At 26.0% G+C, this 25,815-nt stretch carries 15 protein-coding genes; 5 read left to right on the top strand and 10 right to left on the bottom strand.

Translation table 4 applies throughout. The annotated features are described in order from the left end of the window. Nucleotides 1–25: 25 nt before the first annotated feature. From secDF to aspS, 3 genes are read left to right on the top strand one after another with little or no spacing between them, the layout of a single operon-like run. The gene (gene secDF / locus ACR34G_RS03310) at nt 26–2,635 is read left to right on the top strand and encodes a protein translocase subunit SecDF (protein ID WP_436358539.1); all 2,610 of its coding nucleotides are present in this window, start codon (nt 26–28) and stop codon (nt 2,633–2,635) included. Between the two features lie 12 nt (nt 2,636–2,647). Beyond that, a complete protein-coding gene (gene hisS, locus ACR34G_RS03305) occupies nt 2,648–3,910 on the top strand; it encodes a histidine--tRNA ligase (protein ID WP_436358538.1) in 1,263 nt (420 codons plus the stop codon). Continuing rightward, nucleotides 3,897–5,600: an aspartate--tRNA ligase gene (gene aspS, locus ACR34G_RS03300; RefSeq protein ID WP_436358537.1), complete on the top strand. Its 1,704-nt coding sequence runs from the start codon at nt 3,897–3,899 to the stop codon at nt 5,598–5,600. Before hisS ends, aspS begins: the two co-directional genes overlap by 14 nt. 45 nt (nt 5,601–5,645) lie before the next feature. On the opposite strand, the gene ACR34G_RS03295 is transcribed toward aspS, so the two are convergent. The 5 genes from ACR34G_RS03295 to ACR34G_RS03275 all read right to left on the bottom strand — a co-directional run bounded on the left by ACR34G_RS03295 (nt 5,646) and on the right by ACR34G_RS03275 (nt 11,934). Further along, nucleotides 5,646–7,646, bottom strand: a complete 2,001-nt coding sequence (locus tag ACR34G_RS03295; RefSeq protein WP_436358536.1) for an MIP family Ig-specific serine endopeptidase — start codon at nt 7,644–7,646, stop codon at nt 5,646–5,648. A 51-nt stretch (nt 7,647–7,697) separates the two neighbouring features. Next, a complete protein-coding gene (locus tag ACR34G_RS03290) occupies nt 7,698–8,903 on the bottom strand; it encodes a phosphoglycerate kinase (RefSeq protein WP_436358535.1) in 1,206 nt (401 codons plus the stop codon). A 58-nt stretch (nt 8,904–8,961) separates the two neighbouring features. Continuing rightward, nucleotides 8,962–9,852 (bottom strand): MurR/RpiR family transcriptional regulator, encoded by an 891-nt coding sequence (locus tag ACR34G_RS03285; protein ID WP_436358534.1) that lies wholly within the window; start codon nt 9,850–9,852, stop codon nt 8,962–8,964. A 74-nt stretch (nt 9,853–9,926) separates the two neighbouring features. Continuing rightward, on the bottom strand, nt 9,927–11,642 hold the full coding sequence (locus tag ACR34G_RS03280) for a PTS transporter subunit EIIC (RefSeq protein ID WP_436358533.1): 1,716 nt from the start codon (nt 11,640–11,642) through the stop codon (nt 9,927–9,929). Beyond that, nucleotides 11,635–11,934 (bottom strand): hypothetical protein, encoded by a 300-nt coding sequence (locus ACR34G_RS03275; RefSeq protein WP_436358532.1) that lies wholly within the window; start codon nt 11,932–11,934, stop codon nt 11,635–11,637. Before ACR34G_RS03275 ends, ACR34G_RS03280 begins: the two co-directional genes overlap by 8 nt. 191 nt (nt 11,935–12,125) lie before the next feature. Between ACR34G_RS03275 and nagA the strand changes: the two genes are divergently transcribed. Together nagA and nagB are read left to right on the top strand one after the other, a co-directional pair. Beyond that, nucleotides 12,126–13,229, top strand: coding sequence for an N-acetylglucosamine-6-phosphate deacetylase (gene nagA / locus ACR34G_RS03270; protein ID WP_436358531.1), 1,104 nt, complete (start codon nt 12,126–12,128; stop codon nt 13,227–13,229). Next, nucleotides 13,229–13,972: a glucosamine-6-phosphate deaminase gene (gene nagB, locus ACR34G_RS03265; protein WP_436358530.1), complete on the top strand. Its 744-nt coding sequence runs from the start codon at nt 13,229–13,231 to the stop codon at nt 13,970–13,972. Before nagA ends, nagB begins: the two co-directional genes overlap by 1 nt. A gap of 235 nt (nt 13,973–14,207) precedes the next feature. Here nagB and ACR34G_RS03260 read toward each other — a convergent pair whose 3' ends face one another. From ACR34G_RS03260 to ACR34G_RS03240, 5 genes are all read right to left on the bottom strand, one after another. Beyond that, on the bottom strand, nt 14,208–14,363 hold the full coding sequence (locus ACR34G_RS03260) for a hypothetical protein (protein WP_436358529.1): 156 nt from the start codon (nt 14,361–14,363) through the stop codon (nt 14,208–14,210). A gap of 230 nt (nt 14,364–14,593) precedes the next feature. Next, a complete protein-coding gene (locus ACR34G_RS03255; protein WP_436358528.1) occupies nt 14,594–15,574 on the bottom strand; it encodes an IS1634 family transposase in 981 nt (326 codons plus the stop codon). Between the two features lie 8 nt (nt 15,575–15,582). Next, complete coding sequence (locus ACR34G_RS03250; protein ID WP_436358527.1) at nt 15,583–16,239, bottom strand: hypothetical protein; 657 nt, start codon at nt 16,237–16,239, stop codon at nt 15,583–15,585. 112 nt (nt 16,240–16,351) lie between these two features. Next, complete coding sequence (locus tag ACR34G_RS03245; protein ID WP_436358526.1) at nt 16,352–21,487, bottom strand: hypothetical protein; 5,136 nt, start codon at nt 21,485–21,487, stop codon at nt 16,352–16,354. 9 nt (nt 21,488–21,496) lie between these two features. Next, the gene (locus ACR34G_RS03240; RefSeq protein WP_436358525.1) at nt 21,497–25,708 is read right to left on the bottom strand and encodes a hypothetical protein; all 4,212 of its coding nucleotides are present in this window, start codon (nt 25,706–25,708) and stop codon (nt 21,497–21,499) included. Nucleotides 25,709–25,815: the final 107 nt, after the last annotated feature.

Raw genomic sequence — 25,815 nt, 5'->3', positions numbered from 1 at the left:
ATACCTTATAATATAAAATATTATTATGAAAAAGTTTTTTAGAAATATATTTAGTGCTAAAAATTGAAAAAGGTGATTTATTGCTTTTTTCACTTTTTCAACAGTCATAGTTTCAATTACATTAGGAAGCAAATATTATATTTCAAAAAATATTAATAAATCTATTGAATACGGTGGTGGTGCTGAAGTTCTTGTTCAAGTTACTTCAGAAGATAAAAATAAACCAATCGATAATGAAACAATAAAAAGGGCAGACCAAGCAATATTTAATCGTTTAACCGGTGGAGTCGGTTTAAATGGTACACAAGTTGCAATTGAGGGCGAAGGTAGAATAAGAATTTCTCGAAGTGGAATAACCACTAATGAAGAAATTGTTGATTTTACAAATGAAGTTATTGCAAAACAACAAATTATAATCACAGACATAAATAATAAACCTTTATTTTATAATGGAAAATTTACTACAGGACAAACTTTAGATTTTGAAAACGTAGATAAATGAAACGAAAGAGATTATGTTGCACCATTTAAATCAGGTGGAGCAAAAGAACAAATTGATAGCAATAATAGAAATCAAGTATTAATTAATTTAGCTGATAAATCTGGTGAGTTAGAATGAACAAAAGCTACTGACTATATTTCTAAAAGACCAGCAGGACAAAATTTAATTTTAGTTTGATTAAACTTAAAAGATTTAATTCATCTTGCTAATACTAACTTTAGAGATGAATGAGTTCATTCTGGATTTAATCCATATAAATTTGTTCATGTTAATGAAGAAACACAACCAAAAACTGTAACAAATCCTGAAACACATCAACCAACTGTATTTCAACCAATTTTAAAAGAAGCACAATTTGATGCTAAAAAATATTTAATTTCATCTGCTCAAGTCAATAGTGCTTTATCTGGTGAATCTTTTGTTATTCAAGGAAATTTCACATCAAGTGAAGCAAAACAGTTAGCTTTAAATATAAATTATGGAACCGATAATTATTCATTAAAACTTTTATCTTCATCATTTGTACCTAGAGATTTAGGAGAGAATGCATTTAATGGAGCTTTAATTGCAGGAATAATTTCAATTTCTATAATTGCTTTATTTATGATAGTTAATTATGGACTTCTTGGTTTCTTATCTACAATTTCTTTAAGTTTATATATATTTCTAACTTTATTATTATTCACAACAGTAAGAGGGGAATATTCACCTTCTACTATTGCTGCTTTAATAATAGGAATTGGTATGTCTGTCGATGCGAATATAATATCGTTTGAATCGATTAAAAAAGAAATTTATATGGGTTCTAGCAGCATTAAAGCAAATAGTAAAGCAAATAAATTTTCTTTTTCTACAATTCTGGATTCGAATATAACGACATTAATTGTTGCTGTAATTCTCTTCTTTTTTGGGACCAAAGATATTAAAGGTTTTGCAGTAACTTTACTATTTTCTGTGTTATTTACATTGTTAATTATGCTGTTCTTTACAAAATGAATTACAACAATGCTTGTAAAAACGGGTGTATTTGATAAAAATAAATTTTTATTAGGGGTTAGAAAAAAATACATTCCTTTATATGCAAGAGGTTATGTTGCAAAAATAGAAAGACCAGAATACCTAAATTATGTTAAATTTACTCACTACATTCCAGTTATTATTTTTATAGCTGCTTTTATTGTATTTACCACATTTGCAGTAATAAATAAGGATTTTATAAAAGGATTTAACCTTTCTTTAGAGTTTAGTGGTGGAACAAATATTTTAGTTGAAACTAAAGATAAAGATTTTGATTTTCTAACTTTAAATAAAGCAAATGAAATCAAAGACTTTCTTGAAAATAAAGGAATAATAAACGATAATCATCAAATTATTATTCAAAAAGTAGATCAACAAGCAGATATTTATAATGTTATAGTTAGAACTAATCAAAATATAACTAATATTCTTAATGAAATTAGTTCAGAATTAAATACTAAGTTTCAAAATATAAATATTATTACATATAGTATTTCTTCAGAAGAAGCAAGAAGTTTAGTAAATAATGCTATTATTTCTGTATTAGTTGCACTATTTGCTGTTATCTTCTATATAATTTTAAGATTAAGATGAACATTTGCAATAGCTGCAATTATTTCGCTAATTCATAATGTTATAATAGTTTTCTTAATCTTTATTATTTTCAGATTACAAATCTCACCAATTTTTATAGCCGCTATACTTTCAATAATTGGTTACTCTATTAACGATACTATAGTTGTTTTTGATAGAATTAAAGAAATCTTTAAAGAATTACCATATAAAGAAGTTAACGACTATAATAGATTAAGATTTATAGTTAATAAAACTATTAAAGAAACTATAAAACGTTCAATCTTTACTTCTTTAACAACAATTTTAACTGTATTAATTTTAATTATTTTTAAAGATTCAACTGATTTATACTTTAACATTGCATTGGTAACTGGTGTTGTGTTTGGAACATATTCATCATTATTTATCGCAAGTCATATTTGATTATTAGTTGAGACTTGAAGAAACAAAAGAAAAGCAAAAAGAATTGCAAATAAATACTGAAATACTCAAAAAATAAAAGAACAAACTTTTGTTGGTATTAATGATTTTGAAGCATAAAAAAGGAAAAAAATGTATATAAAACCAAAAGGCACAAAAGATATATACGATAAAGAAGTGTTCTTGTTACAAAAAATACAAGAAACTTTTTTTAATATTATAAAAAATTGAAATTTTAAATATATAGAAACTCCAATTTTTGAATATTCAAATTTATTTATTAGAACATCTGGAGAAACATCGGATATAGTAAATAAAGAAATGTATTTATTTAAAGATAAATCCGATAGAGAGTTAGCTCTTAGACCGGAAGGAACCGCTTCAACAGTAAGGGCTATTTTGGAAAATAAGTTATATATAAATAATAATAAGTTTGCTTATTTTGGACCTATGTTTCGTTATGAACGCCCACAAAAAGGACGTTTTAGACAATTTTATCAAGCTGGAATTGAATATATTAGCCAAAGCAATTATCTATATGATTTTGAAATTATAAGTTTTGCTACAAGATTTTTAGAACTTTTAAAAATTAAAGAAGTAAAGTTAAAAATTAACTGTTTAGGTTCAAGAGAAGACAGGAAAAAATATTTAGTTGAATTAAAAAAATATTTGATTACTCATCAAGATGAATTAGAAAAAGAATCAATTATTAGATTAGAAAAAAATCCTTTAAGAATTTTAGATGATAAAATAGAACAGACTAAAACATTTATCAAACAAGCACCAAAAATTTTAGACTTTATTAATGAAAAATCAAAAAATGAATTTAATAAATTGCAGGAGTTGATGCAAAAACAAAATATTGATTTTGAAGTAGATGAATTTTTAGTTCGTGGACTTGATTATTATGATGATTTTGTTTTTGAGTTTGAGTCAAGTTCAAAAGCTCTTGGTTCTAAAAGTACATTAATTGGTGGTGGAAGATATAATAATCTTTTTTGAGAACTAAATGGTCCACAAATGTCTGCAATTGGACTTGGAATTGGAGTTGAAAGAATTATTGAAATTTTAGACTTTAATAATGATTTTAATTATAATTCTGGAATTGATATTTATGTAGCAAGTTTTAATGAAGATGAATTTAATATAAATAATAAACTAATTCTAGAATTAAGAAAACACAACTTTAAGGTAGAATCCAATAAAGAAATTCAAAAAATAGCTAAAATTTTTGCAAAAGCAGAAAACATTAAAGCAAAATATATTTTATTTAAAGAAAAGAATCAAAAAAATACAGAACTAACATTAAAAAACCTTAGTACAAATGAAAAAAAGATTTTGCAAATAGTTGATATAAAAGCTTTTATAAAGGAAATACACAATGAAATTAATTAATAATAACGAATTAAATATAAAAAATGTAGGACAAACAGTTACTTTATATGGTTGAGTTCATAACATAAGAAAATTTAAAAATTTCACTTTTATTGATTTAAGAGATCGTTGAGGAATTACACAAATTATCTTTAATAATGAAGAAAAAAACTTGTTTATTGCTAAAGAGTATGTAATCCAAGTTACAGGAAAAGTTTTTGAAAGAAAAGAATATAATGATAATTTAGCTACCGGACAAATTGAAGTTATTGCTGATGAATTAATTATTCTTTCTAAATCAAAAGAATTGCCTTTTGAAATTAATGATAAAATTAATGTATCTGAAGAACTAAGATTAAAATATAGATTTTTAGACTTAAGAAGAAATATTTTAAAAGACACCATTATTTTTAAAAATAAAGTTTTTAAATATTTAAGAGATTTCTTAGATGAAAATGATTTTATCGATATCGAAACCCCAATTTTATCTAAATCAACACCAGAAGGAGCAAGAGATTTTTTAGTACCAACAAGAACTAAAGGAAAATTCTTTGCTTTACCACAATCACCACAATTATTTAAACAAATTTTAATGGTTTCTGGATTTGAAAGATACTTCCAATTTGCAAAAGTTTTTAGAGATGAAGATTTAAGAAAAGATAGACAATTTGAATTCTTTCAACTTGATCTTGAAATGTCTTTTATAGATGAAAAAGATATTCAAAATCTTGTAGAAAAAATGATGAAATACCTGTTTTCAAAATTAAATATTCCTTTAGAAATTCCTTTCCAAAGAATTGATTATGATTATGCAATCGATAATTATGGTAGCGATAAACCTGATTTAAGATACCAAAATAAATTAATTAATGCAAACATTTTAAATAACGAAAATGAATTTTTATTTAGTAACTCTACAACAAAAACTCTTTTTTTAGAAAAAGAAACAATTTCAAAAAAAGATTTCAAACATTTAGATGAAATAGTTCGTAAAAATAAAGGAAATAGATTACTTTATTTAATTTTAGAAAAAGGTCAAATAACATCTACTTCTTTTAAAATTGCTGATTTTTCAAAAATAAACAATTTTATACAAGAGCAAAAATTTAGTGATGGAACATTATTTATAGTTAATGATGAATATGAAAAAGTTTGTCAATCACTTGGAGCTTTAAGAGTAGAATTAAATAATTTATTTAAACTTGCTGATGAAAGTCTTTATAAATTTGCTTGAATAGTAAATTGACCAATGTTTGAATACGATGAAGAAAACAAAAGATATGCAGCTGCTCACCATCCTTTTACAATGTTTCAAGAACAATCAATTGACACTTTCCAAAGTGATCCAAAATCAGCAAAAGCTAAAGCATATGATTTAGTCTTAAATGGTTTTGAAGTTGCAGGAGGTTCTATTAGAATTCACGATAGTGAAATTCAAAGAAAAATGTTTGAAACCATTTCAATGTCTAAGGAACAAGCAGAAAGTCAATTTGGATTCTTTTTAAATGCTTTAGAATACGGTGTTCCACCTCATGGAGGAATTGCTTTTGGTTTAGACAGACTAATTATGATTTTAACAAAATCAGAATCCATTAGAGACGTTATTCCTTTCCCTGTAAATTCAAAAGGTATAAACTTAATGATTGATTCACCTTCAGAAGTTACACAAGAACAATTAGATGAATACTTTTTAGAACCAAAGCAAAAATAACGAAAATAAAGAAAAATCACAAAAATTCATCTGTGATTTTATTTTTTAAACTCCTTCAGGGAATAAAGCAGTATGAGTAAATCCTTCATAATCTGCTTTCATTTTGGTAAGATTTTCTTTATAAGATTTTGTTTGTTTTGGATATTTTTGTTTATTTGATCCATCGATTAAATTATGAGCTGGTCCGTAGAAAGCATCGTCTGCATATTGCGTTAGAAAGACAACGCCACCTTTACCAGAAATATCTTTTCAATCTCCTTTATTGGCTGTTGTTGCAAAAATTCCTACTGCAATACCATATTCATTAAGAGCTAATGAGCCAGAAGAACCTCAAAAGAGACCGGAATTACTTATAAGACCTTGATAACCAATCCCTTTCATTGTTCTATTATTATCAAGTTCAGATTTAACATCTTGGCCATTAGTAAAGTTTGCTCTTTGTGCAAATGCTGCACTGTCTCTTTCTATATTTTTGGAGTAATTACGCATTCAAAATTGTTGATTGTCTGTTGATGGATAACCAGCAATGTATATTGATTTAAGATTTGCGTGAGAACGATTTTTAGAATTATATTGATTAATTTTAGCATCTTCTTTATTTAATCATTGACTTGCATAATCAATATCAAGATAAGGAATAGAATTATTTTCAACATTAGGTATATTATTTTTACCTTTTGATCTTGTGATACTATTTTTTAATGCAGCAATTGCATTATCTATTTTAGTTTTAAATTGAGTTAAATTAGCATCTGTTGCATTTTTCAAATTATTATAGTGAATTTTTAATGAAAAGACTGCAAAATCTTTTCCTACAACTAAATCTTTATTTTTGTCTTCTTCTTGTTTTTGAGCACTTTCTACTAATTTTTTATTCGTTTGATCATCAAAGAAATTTGTAGCAACAAAGACTGTTTTTGGATTATCAAAAACATTTGTAGTTTTAATAAAACTATTTAATGTTGTGTCATCATACTTTGTAGTTTGTGCTGATGTTGCATTAGTATAATAGATTGCTTTATTACCTTGTCCAGGGTGTTCCAAATTATTTATTGAAGCATTATTTGCTATGTTTTTAGGAGCAAAACCGATGTTAAAACTTTCAATTGAATCTGTAGAATTTTTAGAGAAATAATCAGGAAAATCAGTTTTTCATTTTTGATCTAAAGCATTATATGCACGTTGATACACGTGAGCATTAGTAGCAAGGAAAAGAACTAATTCATCAGAATTTTCTTGATTATTTTTTCAAGCATAATCCAATAATCAAGCAGTACCATTTGGATTATTTGCTATTACACCAGATTGATTGTCTTCAGGATCAACTCCGTTAGAATTAAAGGAAATTGCAAAACTTCTATCTAAAATTTCATTATAAGCTTCACTTTCAGAAATAATTAAATCAGAATCTTGTGGACCTAAATCATCCCTTTTTATTTGATCTTCTCTTTCTCGTTTTTCTCTAGCTTCTCTTAATTGTTTTTCAACATTGGAAGGATCAAAATAAGGTGGCATTCCGTTGTTTGGGTTTTCTTTTGGTGTTTCGGTTTCTGGGAGATTATCTTTAGGATTTGTAACTGGCTGTGTTGGTTTGGGTTCTTTTGAAGGAGGATTTTGAGGGTTTTCTGGTTTGTTTTCTTTACTTTTTTGTTTGTAAAAGAAACCAAAACCAAAGGATTCTTCTATATTTTTGATTTTAAAAGCTCAATACATTCTTGTTGGTTGGAGAGTTACAGAACTAACAGAAATATCACTAGAAAGTGTTAAATTTTGTTCTTGTAAAAATTCTTTTAATATTTCTAATTGTTTTGCATGAGAGATTTTATCAATCTTTTTTTCAAAAAATTTAGAAATATTTTTTTCTTCATCAGAGAATGTTTTCTTAGCATTCTTTAGAGTTTTATAGTCATTGGATTTTTCATATTGATGTTCATTGGTTGGTTTCACAGAAATTTCATTTTTAGTGTTTGAGCAAGAAAAAAGCATTAATGGAGTAAAAGAAGCAAGTGGAATAAATAACTTTTTAATAAATTTTTGTTTTTTCATTTTTGTAAAATATAAAAATAAAATCTAAAAAAATAGATTTTATTTAGTTAATTATTTATTTTGAATTGCTTTAATTCCAGGCAATTCTTTCCCCTCTAAGAATTCAATAGAAGCTCCACCACCTGTTGAAATATGACTAAATGCTTGTTCAAAACCAAGTTTTTCAACTGCTGCTACAGAGTCTCCCCCACCTATTACAGAGTAAGCATCATTTAGTTTAGAAATTGCTTTTGCAACTTCTTCTGTTCCATATTTAAAGTTGGAAAATTCTGTTACTCCCATTGGTCCATTTCAAAGAACTGTTTTAGCACCTTCAAGTTCTTTTTTAAATAATTCTATTGAATATTTGTCAATATCTAGTCCCATTGTGTTATCAAGAATTTGTAAAGGATTTGAGTCATTTAAAATTCTTGGTTGATCTTCAAAAGATTTACCCATAGCGTGATCAACTGGTAAAATAATTTTGTTTTTGTATTTATTTAAATATTCTTTTGCTAACTCAATCTTATCTTCTTCAACAAGAGAAGTTCCAATATTAAAACCTAAAGCTTTATTGAATGTATAAGCCATACCACCACCAATAATAACTTTATCAGCTTTTTCTAAAAGTGATGATACAACACCGATTTTGTCTGAAATTTTAGCCCCACCTATAATTGCAACAAAAGGTTTTTCTGGATTTGTAACAATTTTGGAAAGTGCTTTCACTTCTTTTTCTAATAAGTAACCCATTGCAGATTCTTTGATGTTAGAAGCAATACCCACATTTGAAGCGTGTGCTCTATGAGCGGTTCCAAAAGCATCATTAATAAATACATCACCTAAAGAAGCTCAGTATTTTCCTAATTCTGGATTATTTTTTGATTCAGCTTTATCATTTAAATCTTCAAATCTTGTATTTTCAAATAATAAAATTTGCCCATCTTTTAATTTTTTAATTGCATCTTCAAGTTTTTTTCCTTTAGTTTCGCTAATAAAAAGAACTTCTTGATTTAATTGTTTAGAAAGTTCAATAGCAACTGGTTGAAGAGATTTTTTTGCTTTATCTGCTTCTTCTTTAATTCTTCCAAGGTGAGAAAAGACAATTGCTTTTCCCCCTTCACTAATAACTTTTTTAATTGTTGGAAGAGAAGCTACAATTCTTTTTGTAGAAGTAATTTTACCATCTTTAATTGGAACGTTAAAATCTACTCTTATTAAAACTTTTTTACCTTTTAATTGTAGATCATCAATTGTTTTTTTAACTGTTGATTTCATTTATTCTCCTATTTTTTATTTTTATTAATAATATTATAAAACTTTTTTATTATTATAGTTATTTTTTATCTTTAATATTTAAATTATTTCACTGGTCAATGTTGTTTTCAATTTTGGCAAAAATAGTTTGTTTATGATCTATTTTGGAACTTAAATAAGTAAAAATTATGTCTGCAATGATAAAGGCAGAAATTTTTGAACCAATTGAACCAATTCTGTAATTTTGTTCAATACTATCTAAAAATATTACGTTTTGCACATTTTTAGTAACAGTTATTTTGCTATTTTTAGTCCATATGCTTGTAGCAATGGAAAATTTGTCTAAATACTCCTTTATTTGTTTAATTTCTAATGTTTTGCAACTTTTAGAAATTAAAGTAATATGCATATGGTCTTTTAATAAGTTACTAAAAGAAAAAAATTCGTGGATATCATTGATAAAAATAGTGTTAAAACCTATTTTTCTTAAATTGGTTGCAAGGTATTTTGCTACAAGAGCAGATTCTCCAACACCAAAGAAAATTGTCATTTTCCTGTATTTTAAAAGGGTATTAATATAATCTGTAATGTTTTTTTCTAGATTTAAATTAGTTAAAGTGCTTTCTAAAGAAAAAAGATAATGTGATTTTATATTATTCATTACTTGAGTTAAAGTTAAATTATTTTCATCTTTAATATCTATTTCTAAATCTTTTTTATATTGAATTCTTTGAGATACATAAATTTGTAAATCTTTAAAACTAGCAAACCCTATTTTTGTTGCAAAACGCGAAACAGTAGATTGAGAAATATCTAATTTTTTAGATAAATCCGTTGAATTTGTTTTAATAAAGTTAAAAGGTTCTTTCTCGATAAAATTTCAAATTTTTTTAAAAGAAGAAATAGAAAAGTTCTTTTTATCAATTTCTTCAATTAAATCCTTGTCAAAAATTAAAATGTTTTTATTCATATTGCTTTAATTATATTCATAACTTAAGAATTTGATTAAAAAATTCAAGTCTTTTTATAACTTGAACTTTTTAATTATTCTAAAGGAGCACCGATGTTTGCGGTTATTTGGTTATTTAAAAGTTCTGCTTCAACACCAATAATTACTTGGAATGAATTTTCAGAAATTTTAATTAATCCAAAAGTTCCAGCACTTTTCATCAGTTTTTCATCGATTTTAGAACCATCTTTAACAATATATCTTAATCTTGTTGAACAGTTATTGTATTCTACAATATTTTCTCAACCACCAAATGCTTTTATGATGGTTACTGCTTTTTTAGATAAAGTACTTTTAGATTTAGAATCTGTTTGTTCTATTTTGCTTGATTTTTGGTTTTCTATTTCTTCATCAGCAATTTTTCCTGTACCTCTACCTGGGGTATTTAGATTTAATTTTTTAATTAATAGTGTTCCAACAAAGAAATATGTAGTTGCTGTTAAAGCACCGATAGGAATTATTCAACCTGGGTTTGCAAATACTTTATTTGCACCAGTAAATCCTGATTCTTTAATTATAGCAAGTGATTTAGGAATACTTAAAATGTAATCCATTAATCCAGCTGAAAAACCAAATCCTAATTGAATTCCAAATGCACCTGTTATAAAAGCAAAAATACCAGTTAAAACAGCATGTACAACAAATAATAATGGTGATGCATAAAGGAATGCAAATTCAAGTGGTTCTGTTATTCCTGAAAGGAAACTTACAAGTGCAGCAGAACCAAGAAGAGCTATAACTCTGATTTTTTGTTCTTTATTTTCTGCTGTATATACAAAAGCTCCAACTAATGCAGGTAATCCAAACATCATCATTGGGAAGAAACCTGATTGGAATAATCCACCTGGGTTGTTTTTAGCAACTCCTTGTAAGAAAATAAAGATATCTCCGTTTACAACTTCATCTGCTTTTCCACCTTCTTTAGCAAAACTTCCTAATTGGAATCAGAATAAATTATTTGGGATATGATGTAATCCAAAAGGGATTAATAGTCTATTTAAGAAACCATAAACCCCTTCAATAGAAGCTCTTGTGAATCTGACTGAAAGTGTATTTGCTTCTCCTGGACTTGTTGCATCAGAAAGCAATTTAGATAGTTTGAATATTACAAATGCTACTCAAGGGAAAATTAGTGAATAAACAACTGAGAAAATTACTGCAAAAACAACAGCTAATGAAGGTATTAGTCTTTTTCCTGAGAAAAATCCAAGCACTTTTGGTAATTCAACCATATTAGTTTTATTATAAATTCAAGCAACAAAAGAACCAACTATAATTCCACTTAAAACATTGTTTCCAAGAATTGCTTCGTATTTACCTCTAAATAACGCTTCAAATCCAAGCACTATAGTTTTTGAATCTTTTGCTCAAGATTCTCCTAAATTAATTTGAGAATATAAAGCTGTAGTTAAAATAGGAACGAGTTTTGCAACTATAAACATTGCAACAGCTCCTGAAAAAGCAGCTTCTCCCCTTCTTGATTTAGTAAATCCAAATGCTAAGCCAATAGCAAAAAGCAAGTAAAGATTTGAAAAAACAAGATCTCCAGACTGAGTTACAATATTTTGAATAAGTTTAGAAAATGTAGTATCTTGCGGAACATCAGCTCCGATTCTTAATAAAATAGCAGCTATTGGTAAAATAGCTATAGGGAATAATAAAGCAGTACCAATTTTTCCAAGTCTTTCTAACATTTTTTTGAAAAAACCTGAACCAGCTTTTCCAGCATTCATTGTTTTTAAACTACTCATTTTTTTGTTTTACTCCTTTCACTTTTTTAATAAAGAATCCATGTATAATAACAGTTGAAAGAATTGCTCCAAAGAAAACAATTACAAAAACCAAAACAAAAGAAGCAATTACATCTGCTCTAACTTTTAATGCTGCTGCTTGAAGTTCAGCATTGCTTAAATTTGGTTTTGTGTAAAGAGTTAGCAATAAAACAACAGTTATTAGTAAAATTGAAAATAAAATTCATAGTGAAATGTATATTCATTGAATTTTTTCAATCTTTTTAAAGTCAATTTTTTTGAAAAGTGACATTTACTTTTCCTCCTTAGTGTTAAATAAGTCTTTAACAATTAAATTATTATACATTTTGAACTTTAATGAAATAAAATAAATATTTTATGCATTTTTTTTGAAATTTAATGAATATTTATAAATTCTTATGCATAATTTATGCAACTTTTTTTTATTTTGTTGATAAATTGTAAAATAAAATAAGGTGAAATATGACAATAATAAAAAACTGTAAAATAATTAATCCAGAATATACTATTGACAATGCAAATATTTATTTAGAAAAAAATAAAATATTAAAAATAGAGCGAATAGAAGGACAAGGAAGTAATTTAATAGTTCCAGGTTTTGTTGATTTACATATTCATGGAATTGCAAATTATGATGTTATGGATAATAAAGAATCTTTATATAAAGTTTCTAAAAAATTAGCTAAACTAGGAACAACTTCATTTATGCCTACTGCAATGTCTAAACAATGAACTAAAATTTTGGACTCTTTAAATTTAATGTCTCTTGTAGAAAAAACAGTTTCTAGAAATTTAGGAATTCATTTAGAAGGTCCTTTTATTAATTTTGATAAAAAAGGAGCTCATAGTGCTGAATTTTTAAAAAAAGCAACTAAATTTAAAATTCAAAAACTATTATTTGCTTCCAATAATAAATTGAAAAGAATTTCCTTTGATCCTACAATGGCAAATTTAGATATTTTAAAATTTATGAAAAAGAAAGAAATTTTTCCTTCTATAGGTCATTCATCTGCATCATTTACTTTAGCTTCTAAATATTTTGAAAATGGGTGTGATTCAGTTTGTCATTTGTGAAATGCAATGTCTGGAGTGGATTCAAGAAATCCCGGAATAGCACAAGCAACCTTATCAAATAAAAATGTTTATAGTGAAATGATTATTGATTTTATTCATATTAAAAAAGAAACTGTAAAATTCACAATTGATATAAAAGGAGTGGATAAAATTATTGCAATTTCTGATGCTATTAAACCTGCTTATTATAAAGATGGAGAGAGTGTTTCTGGTGATCTTGTTGTTTATAAAAAGGCAAAAGTTATCAAATTACTTGCAACAAATACAATAGCAGGTTCAGGAATAGTAATACATGATGCATTTAAAAATATTTTAAAATTAGGTTATTCTTTAAATGAAGCTGTAAAAATGACTTCATATAATGCTTTTAGATATCTTGGAATTCAAAATTTAGGTAAAATTGAAGAAAATTATTTAGCAGATTTTTTAATTTTAGATTCAAAAAATTATTCAATAAAAAAAGTTTATATAAATGGAGAAGTGGTGAAATAATGAAAATATTTATTAAAAATAATGAAGAAAAAGTAGCAGAATTTACTGCTAATTTAATAAAAGAACAAATTTTTAAAAAAGAGGATTTAAAAATTTGTTTTGCTACAGGAAATTCACCTATTTTAACATACAAAAATCTTATTAAAATGTATAAAAATAAAGAAATTTCCTTTGCAAAAGTCACATCTTTTAATTTAGATGAATATGTTGGAGTTTCTAATGAAAATCCTTGTTCTTATCATTATTTTATGTATCAAAATTTATTTAATCATATTGATATTGTTAAAAAAAATATTAATTTACCTAATGGAATTGGTGATATTAAAAAAAATTCACTTATCTATGAAGAAAAAATAAAAAATAGTGGTGGAATTGATTTAATGATTTTAGGAATTGGAACAAATGGACATATTGCATTCAATGAACCGGGTTCTCAAATTTATGATAGGACAAGAGAAGTAACATTAACAGAAAGCACAATTCAATCTAATAAAATATATTTCAATAATGAAAATGAAGTTCCTAAAACAGCTATTTCCATGGGGATTGGAACTATATTAGAAGCAAAAAAAATTCTTTTAATTGCGACTGGAAATTCCAAAGCAGAAGCAATTAAAAGAATGATAACAGAAGAAATTTCTGGTAATTTACCTGCAAGTTTTTTAAGATTACATAAAGATGTAACTATTATTTTAGATGAACAAGCAGCTAAATTATTGGACTTTCAAAATAAAGAAAAATAAAAATTTTAAATTATACTATTTTCTTTCCCAGTTGAAAGTTTATATTATCGATTTTACTTTATTTTAAGGCATTTTAGTCTTTTTCTCTTTATACTTTACTTGTTAAATTAGTAAATATTAAAATAATAAAAAAGATATAAATTTGTAAAATTTAACCTATTAATAAAGATGATATTAAACAACTTTGCAAACCTTGAATTTAAAAACACCACATACTTTTGTGGTGTTTTTGAAATTATAATAAATCTGCAGGTTTTTCAGAAAAATGTTTTGCTCCATATTGTTCTGGGAATAAGTATGAAAGTAAACGAATTTTTTCATAAAATGAATAAGGATTTTGAGGATTGTGTCCGTTACCAATGTAACCAATTCTTTGTCCATCCAGTAACATAATTGAAGCAGTTCCTTGTTCTGCAGTTTGTCCATCTTGATCTTGTGTTACAAGTCCAGCTAAATTACCTTGACTATCAAAAACATTAGAACCTGATGAACCAGCTGCAAAATCAACACTATTTCAACCATATACAATGGTTTCATTTTTATGACCCGAGTTTCCCAGTTAATAGCAAAAAGACAAAATCAACCATTTTTTTGGTTGATTTTATTGTTTTTGTTTTTTCTTTATACCATTTTTGATAAAACTCTTTTTATATCGTATCAATACTTGATATTATCGTTGTTTTCATCGGTTTTATAATTTAAAGTTTCTACTTTAATTATTTCACCTTTAAATTCAGTTACAACACTTGTTTGAGAGTTGAATGCTTCAATGAATTTATCATTTGTTATTTTATCTACAACACCATTATCTTTATAAAATTTATTTATTAAGAAAATGGAATATTTCAATACAACTAACGCTAAAAAATTAAGTATAAAATGTCCTAAAATATGAGAATCTTTTCATACATAAATTGGTCTAACTTTTAGTGTGTTTTTTAGAGTTCTAAAGTTCTCTTCAATTTGTCATTGTTTGTGATATATTTCAATAATTTGTTCTGGACTTAAGTCAAGTCTAGAAGTTTCATAAACATAGAGTCCATCGAATTTTTCATCTTCTATGATTTTTTCATAATCGAGTTCGAATTCCATTTTCCCTACTCTTTTAAAGAATTTATACTTTTTAATTCCTATAATTTCTTCTGCACTAACTCTTCCAATTTTGTTTTGTCTTTTTTGGAAATTTTTAATTAATATTTGTCTATCTTCATAATCTTTTTTTGCTTTCGATTTACTAAAAGCAACGATTCTTCTTCTTATTGTATCATTAACTCTTTTTCCGTTTCAATGGGAATTATAGTGATATTCTTTGTATTTCAAGCTTTGGTTTATATCAATATAACCTTCTTGTGCAAGTGCAAATTCTTTAAATTCTTTGCTTGATGATTTTAACCTATAAGAAATTATAAAATCAATGTTTTTTTGCTCTAAATAACGGAGATTTTTGTTTATTGACATTCCTTTATCTGCGATAATAGTAACTTTTTTGAGATTGTAATTTTTCTTCATTTCTTCAATAAAAGGAATCATTGTGCTTGAATCTGCTGTGTTTCCTTTAAAAACTTTTATAAAAATCGGAATACCATTACTATCTGTTGCCATTCCTATAACTACTTAATCTCTTTGAATTTTCCATCTTTAGAATAACCCGGAATTCTTAGTCCATTTCTTTGAAAAGATTCAAAATAAACAGTTGAAGAATCATAAAAAACTAATTCGATATCTCTTCCTGTTTCATTTGTGATAATGTTGTTTAAATTGGAAAAAATTTCTTTTTCATTATCAACTAAAACATCAAGAAATCTATAAAAAGAATTTTTAGAAGTTGTTATTTTATTATCGAATTTTTCTTTGTTTTTGAATCTTTGGAAAATGCTTTGTTCATAAAGAATTTTTGAAGCTATTTGATATTCTAAAATTCCTTCTAAATCTTTATGTTTACTTTCTTTTAATGAACCAAAAATATTTAATTTTTTGACAACATTATAAATTAGATTTATCTCAGTCATTTTAAGAAATTTTTCAATATTATCTTTTTTAATTTCACTTAATAAAATATTTTTTATTTCTTCTGCTGAGTTTTTAGGATCAATTTCTCTCAATTTCTTTCTCATTATCTCTAAATATTTTGGATTTATTTTTTCTAATTTTTCAATATTTCCTAAACTTGCAATTTTTTTATAACCTTTTTTATTTTCTCAATATTTTACAACGGTTGCATATTTAGCATTCCCATTACTACATTCAAGTATAAAATGATTTTTCATATTGTAATTATACCATAATAGAAAGATTTTCAAAGAAAAAATATATTTTTTTAATACATAGTATTAAATATATGAAAAAAAAGAAAAAATCCCGTCAACTGGGAAAGACGGGTTAAACAACTTTGCAAACCTTGAATTTAAAAACACCACATACTTTTGTGGTGTTTTTGAAATTATAATAAATCTGCAGGTTTTTCAGAAAATGTTTTGCTCCATATTGTTCTGGGAATAAGTATGAAAGTAAACGAATTTTTTCATAAAATGAATAAGGATTTTGAGGATTGTGTCCGTTACCAATGTAACCAATTCTTTGTCCATCCAGTAACATAATTGAAGCAGTTCCTTGTTCTGCAGTTTGTCCATCTTGATCTTGTGTTACAAGTCCAGCTAAATTACCTTGACTATCAAAAACATTAGAACCTGATGAACCAGCTGCAAAATCAACACTATTTCAACCATATACAATGGTTTCATTTTTATGATTTAAAGAACCAAGACTATTAATATTTCCTTGGAATCTGAAGTTTCCTAATAAATATTCACGGAAACGAGTTTGTCCGTTTTTGCCTACTGGAGAATCAGGGTTTTTAGAATTTTGTCCTGGCATAGAACCAACAAGTCAATTTAAATTGTTGTAAGCATTTTGATGTAATAATTCATTAGAAATTTTAATTTCTTTAGCAGTTTTTCAGTTTAAAAAGAATTTAATAATTCGTTTTTGATCATCACTGAGTTTTTTACCTTCAAAGGTAAAATCAGTGCTATCTATATTTTTGTTTGCAAAATTATTTTCAAATCAAGAGATGTCTATAATTGCAACAGTGATATCTGAATATTTTTCACCTCTGCTAAGTGGATTTCCATAGTTATCGCGAAAATCTTGAAAGTAAGGATCTTTATAGGAATCTTCATCAGATTTACCATTTGCAAAAAAGTGTGAAACCATTTCAATACTTAAATTATTAATCATATTGTGCCCTAAACCATGATTTTCTAAAATGGGTTCTTTATTAGGTGTATTAGCAGTAGGTCTATTTAAGAAAATAGGAGATAGGATATTACTTCTTGTTCTTTTTTCAATGTTTAATCCATCTAGTGATTGACCTGCTCTTACTCATGAAGGACTAGAACCATCATCTAGCAAATCGATATTATGGGAGTTAGAGACAATGTAGTAACGATGATCGTTTGGATCATCTGGTTTTACTTTGTTGAATAAACCTCATGTTCCTCTTCCATGGTAATCAAAAGCGAAAGTTCTTTTTCTTACATCGTTTAATACATCAAATTTATCTTCTAAATAAAGGCGTTTAACAATTCCTTCTTCAGTTTTTAATTTTGATATTTGTTGAAATTTATCATAGGAAGAATTGTTTCTTTTTCCTTCTTCAGCTTGCTGACGTGATTGGATAGTTTCAGTGAGTGAAATTGACATCGAATCTTTTAGTGCTTTTGCTAGATATGAAGGATTTTTAGTTGGATTAACTTTATTATCAACATAGTTCATAGTTAGAAAGACATTTCCAACAAAAGCTGTTGATTTATTTGCTAAAATATGCTCAGATAAAATATCTGTGAAATAAATATCAGAATTTTTTGGAATTACTTCTAATTTTAACTTTTTATTATTTTGATCATAAGTAATTTTAAAGGAATATCTATCTTTCATTATTGCAACTAAAGTTTGATTAAATAAAGCATCTTCATTTCTTGCGGTAATTGTAAAACTTGCATCTTCAATTGTGTGTCTTTCTAAAAGTTCTTTAAAAGAAACTGAAACATTTACAAATGATAACAATCCACGGGGAACTGGAACTGAAGAATTTCGATTAGTTTTAGTTGTAATAATTTTAGTATTTTCTAATTCAAATCTAAAAGTAAAATATGTTTCATTTTTAAAATCTTCTCAGTTTTTATATTCATCTAAATCTTTTTCAATTCAAATTGAATGGTGTTTTTCACCAAATTTGAAAATAGTATTAGCAAGAATTTCACGTGGTGTAAAAAAGTAATAATCAAGTTGATTACCTGAGTCATCAACTAAAATAAAGTTCTTTTTAGCTAAAGTACTATCATCTTCAAGTGTACGATATTTTCACATTCTTTCGTATTCAACTAAAGCAAAATGGTTTTGTAATGAATAAGGAATTTTGCTTTTTGTTTCTTTATTTAATCAATATCCAATTAAATCATCAACAGTTAAGTTTTTATTTTGAGTTATTAAATCATTGTCATTATAAGAAGTAGTGGTGTTAACTTCGAAATTATTAGTTAATAAATATGGACTGCTTCCTTTTGATGAATAATTAAAATGATATCTAAAGGATTTTTCCGTATTATTGGAAATTTCAAATTTATCATAATACATATCCATTCTTTGTTTTTCGGTTGCATAGATTTTAGAAATGGTGTATTTTGTATTTTCAAAATATCCAGAAATTTGGAATTTTCATAGTTTTTCAAAAGGAACAATTAATTTTAAAGTTGTAGGTAAAACAAATTGATATGCATCGGCATTGCCTTCTTTTATTTCAGGTTTTAGTTCAAAAACTATTCATTTATTTTTGAACAGTTTTAAGTCTTGTGCATCAAAATTAAATTTCACTGATCCATATAATTTCTTATTATTTTGATCAATATAAGTTGTAAAACTAGATAAATTAAAGGTTTTAGTTGATATCGGTGTACTAAATTTATATTTATCTAAAAATGAAAATCCTGTTTGTTGTTCACCTAATTGTGCTGCTGTAATAATGTAATTAGAGATATTTTTAGGTAGAACTGATACATCAAACGAAGCACTGTTATTGGTTTTATCAACTGTTGCATTAATAAGCTTAGAATAAGGATCAAATGGATTTAAATTTTTAACTAAAAACTTAATTGAACTTATGCTATCTTGGATAGACTCAGAATATCTAACAACAACTTTGTTGTTTTCTACCTTTGATGATAAAACATTTAAAATAGGGTTTTGGTAATTATTAGTAAGTTGACCAGAAGAACTGTTAAATCCAGGAAAGTATTTTACATCATAATATTTAGAATCACTTCCAGAGTTTTTTTGTAAGGATAATCCTACATAATTATCAAAAATGAATGCTTCATTTGGTGCTAAATATGTGTTGTATTTACGAACATTGCTTGAACCATCTATTGCTGAACGATTTAATTCTTTATAACCAAATGTATTATTTTGTTTATATTTAATAAAGTACTTTGGAAAGTCTACACTGGAATCTGCATCTGATTTTTTAGTAGCAAAAAATTCAAGAGAAACACCATTATTTGATCATCTTTTAGCCTCAAAATTAGTTTCACTGCTAAACTCAAAAGCACTTGATTCGGTTGTATAGTTTTTATTTTCATAAACAATATTTAATCCACTAAAATGTTCTATTGGATTAGAGTCGTTGCTTAATCCTGTTATTTTTACAAAATCATTTGTAGATAAACCACTAATTGAAAAAGTTACTAAATTATTATTTACAGCGCCACTTATACTTGATTCAGTTGCTGTATCAAGTTGTTCTTTAGATGCTTTTTTATATTTTAAAGTAAGTTGTGTATTGTTAACTAAATTAACAGTTTTAATTTCTAACTTAATGCCGTTATTAGCGATTGTAGATTTAACAATATCAGTTGTTTTTTGTGGAATTAAAACATCATTTGAAACTTGATTATAGTCGCTGCTATCAATAAAGGAAAAATAGTCACTTAGTGAACTATCTGCTTTAATTGTAGCATCAGTTGTATCTGTATATGTATTTGCATTTAATAATTCTTTGCTATATGAACCAAAAACATGTGATTCATTAAAAACTCTTTTAAAGTTTTCACTAACAAATGTTTCATCACTAACATTTGTTGTTGTAAAATTTGGATTAGTGTCTGGTAAGTTCAAAGCAACATTATTTAATTTTAATGATGAAAGTTTATAAGTAGTATTAGAAGTTAAGTTGCTAAAATTTAAATATAAATTATTTCCTTCACTATAGTTTGTAACTTGTAAACTAGCAGAATCAGATAACATTGCATCAAAAGTGTGTATATTTGGATTATGTAATTTACTATCGGATGTAAATGAAATTCTTAGTGATGCTGATGTAGTTGCAACATTTGTTACGTCGATAGAATTTATGGTAAATTGGTCTGTTTCTGGTCTTGGTTTTTCTGTATTTGGTTTGCTTGGTTCAGGATTATTATTTGTTGGTGGATTTTGATCAATTGGTTTAGTATCTTCTGGTGGTGTTTCTGGTTTTGGTTCAGGTTGAGGTTGATTAGTAGGGGTATTAAAATTAATTGATAAATTACTATGATATTGATTTTTAGCAATTTCTAAATATGAAATTACCAATTTATTATCTTCTGGTTTTGTAATACTTGAAATGTCAAAAGTCAATAGATTTGTGCTTTCATCGTATGATTTTGAGGTAATAAGTGTATCAATATTTTTTAATTTTATTTTTGCTTCGTTTTTAAACATTGATGAATTTGCGTTTGCTAGTTTTACATATAATTTGCTATTATCTTCAGAAAGTGATAGTTGAGCAATTTGTAGTTCTTGCTTAATGGATTCTGTATGAAAAAATAATTTATTTTGATCGCTGTTAGATAATTTTAAAATAGTATTACCTATTTTTAGTTGTGATAAATTATAATCAGTATTAGGGGTGAGGTTGTTATAACTAATAGTAATTACATCGTTTTTTCTTGTAATTACAGCATTTGCAGCAGGATTTAGAGTTGCAGATAACTTAGTTATATCTAAATTTTTATTAGTTAATTTTAAATTAATTTGAGCAGTAGTGGAATCTGAATAAACAGACAAGATGCTTGCATCAGTTTTAGGATTTTGTTCGTTTTTTGGTGTTTTAAATTTTAATTTTAATTTATCAGATTGTGAGAATCTTAATTCACTGTTTTTAGCAAAAATTTTGTCAATTTGATATTCAGTATTAGCTTTTAGATTATGAAAACTAATTGTTAATATATCAGAAGAAATACTAATTTTAGGTATATCGTATTGTGATGGTTTGCTTAAATATACGGAAATATCTGTATTTTTGTAAGTTTTAAGCAGTTGTATTTTAACAAATGCAGAGTTATTGTATATATTAACTGATTTCACTTTTGCATCAAAGTTTTCTTCCTTTTTTACTTCTGTATTTCCACATGAAATTGTTATTGCAGACAAAGTTGTAGTAACAAGAGCACTGGAAATAAGTAATTTTTTCATTTTTTTCATCATTACCCCTTATTTTTTAATTGGATTTTCAAATTGATTGAAAATATCAATCATTTTATATTTTTTAGGATACAAACGATTTAGTCGTTGTATCTTGTAAGCAAATGAACTATTATTATAATCATTTAATTCACCAAAGAAATTAATTCTTTGTGAAGATAGTAAATATGAAGATGCCTCTCCGTTTTCTTCATTAGCATGAATTCCTAAGAAATTTCCTTCATGATCGTATAAACCTGTTCCAGAAGAACCGCCTGCTAATTGAAATCTTGAATTAGGCATAATAGTTTCACCATTTGAATAGATAAATTTTTTCATAAAACCGAGTTTTTCTGTTTTTGCTTCAGGAACTAAGTTTCCTGGATAAAATAATATGTCACTAATAAAGTTTTGACGAACTTGAATATTCTTTTTAGTGTGTTCTCTAGTAGAACCAGGGAAAGAAGACATATACATTGTGTAATACATGTTTGGATGTAAGTAACGACCCATTTTAGATACTTTATTATGTCTTAGATTTTTTCATTTTGCCGCGTGTTCAGCAACTTTAAATCTTGGATCAGTTTCTTTATTTGGATCATTTTTATGAGCGTTGTAATATGTAAGAAGTTCACTTATATCAATTATATGAATTTTAAAGTCTGTTCTGTTTTTTGCACTAATATTTGATAAACTTCCATCTACACTTTTATTATCATTGTTTTCTGATGTTCAAAAAACAGAATTATTTGTATTTCAGTAGTCTCCTAAAAATAAACCTACATCTTCCTTAGAAGTGTGTGGTTTTGGTGCTGAGATAAATCCAGTTGATTTTACAGGAACGTGAATATTTGTTCCAAAATAGTATCTATTATCATTTTCATTATCAGGATCAACTTTTGCTATTATTCAAGCAGTTCCATAAAAAGTTCCAAATGATCTAGCGATAATATCATCTTGAATTTCATTTCTTGGGGAAGAATTTGTATATCAGGTTGTAACTTCAACATTTACAGGATTATCAGCATCATTGTATCCAACACTTTTAAACTTAGTGTCTTTATCAAACTCAAATCCATCTATTTTTAATTGATTTTTTGCTTTAGTGTGCTCATTTTTATATGAAAAAGCTTCACCATTTTTTAAATACATAATAGATAGATAATTTCAAGTTTTATCAACAAAAGTCGAATAACTTGAAGAAAGATTGTGAATATACATATCTTTATTAATGTGCCCTTCTCGAGCAATTAATGAGATTTTCAATTTATCTCCATTTATTGAAACTTGGGCTTTAAGATGTTTATTCATTAAATCTTCAAGTTGTTGGTCATTTAATGTTAAATGATAGTTACTATTTGAATCGATTTTTCTTCCTATTTCTTTTAATAAATCTTCAGTTTTACCTATAAGTTTGATTTTTATGTCTGAAAGAGTTTTGTTGTTGGTTGAATTAAGTTTGTTTCAACTAAAAGAAACTGCTCAATCAAAACTACCAAAAGAAAATTGTCTAAAGTTAACTTGTTTTGGACTTGCTACAAAGCTAAAGTTAAGAATTGCTTCTTTGCTAGTGTCTAAATTTTTAAAGTTTCTAAGATCTTTTTCTACATAAAATTGAGTTCTATCGGAGTTTTCGTGCATTTCTTTATCAAGAGCATGTTCTTTGATTGCTCCATAGTTATATTCTTGATTATTATCAAATAATACAACAGGTAAAGGATTGTTATATTGTGAATATGAACCAGCTAGATATGAATTAACATCTCCACTATAATGTGTTAAAAATAAGGTATTTTTTAAATAAGCATTGTTTAAAGTTGTATAGTTATGTCAATTAAATGGTATTGATTCTGGAACATCTCCATTAATGTTGTTAGTTAACTGTGATTCTTGGTATTGATAACTATTGATTGTATTTAAATTATTTGCTATAAAATTAACTCCAAGTGCATCATTGTATGTATTTTGTGAAACATCTAAAGTTGGTTTTAATTCAGTTATTCCACTTTGTTGAATTAGACTTAATTTGCGATGTTTTAGGTTTCCTTCTTGTCCTTTGTCATCATAGTCTATAACTGATGATAAGTCATATTTATTAACAATTTGTACTTGATTTAGTTTTCAAGTAATTCCTTCAGTTAAACCAGTAAAAGAGAATTTTTTAAGTTCATCAAAATTTAAAAATATTGATTTGGTATTTTCTTGACGAAATTGTCTTTCAAATCAATCACCACCATCACCTGTATATCCATAACTTCTTTTGTCACTTTCACTATCGGTTGGAATATTTTTTTGCACTAAATCTACAAAAGTGAGTTTTAAATATTTAGTTCTAAATTGTTCCATTTCTGAATCAGTTGCATTGATGTTAATTGCTCCTACAAAGGTATTGCTTGTAGTATTTGCAACAGCAAACTGTATTTTGGAAATGGTTGGATTAAATGTTTGATTAGATTGTCATGAAAGTTCTTCAGGAACATTAAATGAATAATTATTATTTAGAGATACCACATCACTTAGAATATATTTATTGTATCCTTGATTAAATTTAATAATATTTTCAGATTCGATATGTCCATTTTTATAAGTTCCTACAACTGTTATGTCTCCATCATAGGCATTTACATCAGGTTTTATTGTAATGAGATATTTATTATTTGTAACATTAGGTAAATAATTTAAATTGATATTAACTTTATTATTGCTGATGTTAAAAGAATCAACAGAGTATGTAGCACTTGTTCCGGTTTTGCTTATATTTACGATATTTTTACTAAATTCTATGGAATTTCCGCCATAAGTTATATTAGAAATGCTATTATTTGAATTAGCATTATTTACATTAACTAAAATATTTTGGGAAGTCCCATTATATTTGGTTGTATAAGTGTGTCCGTTAAATGTAAAGGTAAAATCGTTATTTTTTAAAGTAGGTAAATGATCAAAAGCAAATCATAAAGTTTTATTATCAATTAAAGAAATATCTTTAATGTGTAAATTATCTTTTTCATTAAATTTACTTACTTGTTCATCATATTTTATAAATGAATCTAAAAGAGAATAGTCTATTTCATTAAATTCTACATTGTTATTAGTTGTTGTAAAAGACTTATTATTTAAAGAAATATTTTGAGTTCCTATTTCTAGATTAGTAAGATAATAAGTTGTATTAGCTTTAAGATTATATAAATCAAAAGTTAAATTTGTATTGTTTGATTTTGGACTACTAAAATCAAAAGTTTGTCCACTTGTGTCTTGAAGAGATAAAGTAGCAGCATCAGATGAATCTAATGGTGTATCTAAAGAAATAGTAAGTTGTGCTTTATTAGTTTGAATATTAGAAATAGTGGTATTTTGTAAATTATAAGTTTTTTTCTCTTTTTTTGGTGGTGTTTCAGGTTCTATTTCTTTTTGTTTCATTGCTGTTGTAATGCTTAAATTATCATTTGGTAAAGATAAAGAATTTCCATTTAACAACACAGAAGTTAAAGTATAAGTTGTATTTGCTTGAAGAGAATTAAAAGTTATAGAAAATGTAGGTGATTCAGTTATTGAAAGATTTTGATTATGATTTTGTCCATCTGAAATAGTTACTAAAAGATTATTTTTGTTTGCAACAGAAAGTGTGTAGTTAGAAAAGTTTAAAGTTAAAGTAACGTTGTTTGTATTGATATCTTTTCAAAAAACGCTTGATATTGTAAAATTATCTTTTTTCTCTTGACTCGGTTCATTATCTTTATTTTTTGGATTTGTTGGCGTAATTGGGGTTTCTGGAAGTTTTGGTTTTTCTACTGGCTTAGGTTTTGTAGGTGGTTTATTTATACCGGAGTTAGGATTTTCTTGTTTTTCTTGTTGTTTAGTTTTAAAGAAGAATTGTTTTTCTTGTTGTTTAGTTTTTAGTGATTTTCCATTATATTTAATGTCAAAAGTATATATTTTATTTGATGATAAATTATTTATGAAAAATGTTATAGTTTTTTTATCGCTTGATAAGTATCCATTAATATTTTGATTATCATAGGTTAAAGAAAAACTACCATTTTGAGAAATGGGTTTTTCTAAAAAAACTTTAATAGTAGCTGAATTTTCTGTAGTTTTATTTTCTATTTTTTTAATTTCTATTTCTTTATCATTATTATCGAATTTTTCTACTTCTACTTTTTCATTACAAGCAACTGCTAAAACAGGTGCAATACCTAAAAAAGCAGGAATTACATATTTTTTAAATTTCTTTTTTTGCATAATTAATCCTTATATTTTAATTATATAAAAATACTTATAAATTGTCTTACAAATAGGGACTTCAAAAGCAATTATGCGTAAATTTTGATTAAAATACCTTTTTTTAA

The organism is Mycoplasma sp. 480, from assembly GCF_051353065.1.
Classification (GTDB): domain Bacteria; phylum Bacillota_I; class Bacilli_A; order Mycoplasmatales; family Metamycoplasmataceae; genus Mesomycoplasma_A.
This window is presented reverse-complemented; position numbering and strand designations above follow the sequence as displayed.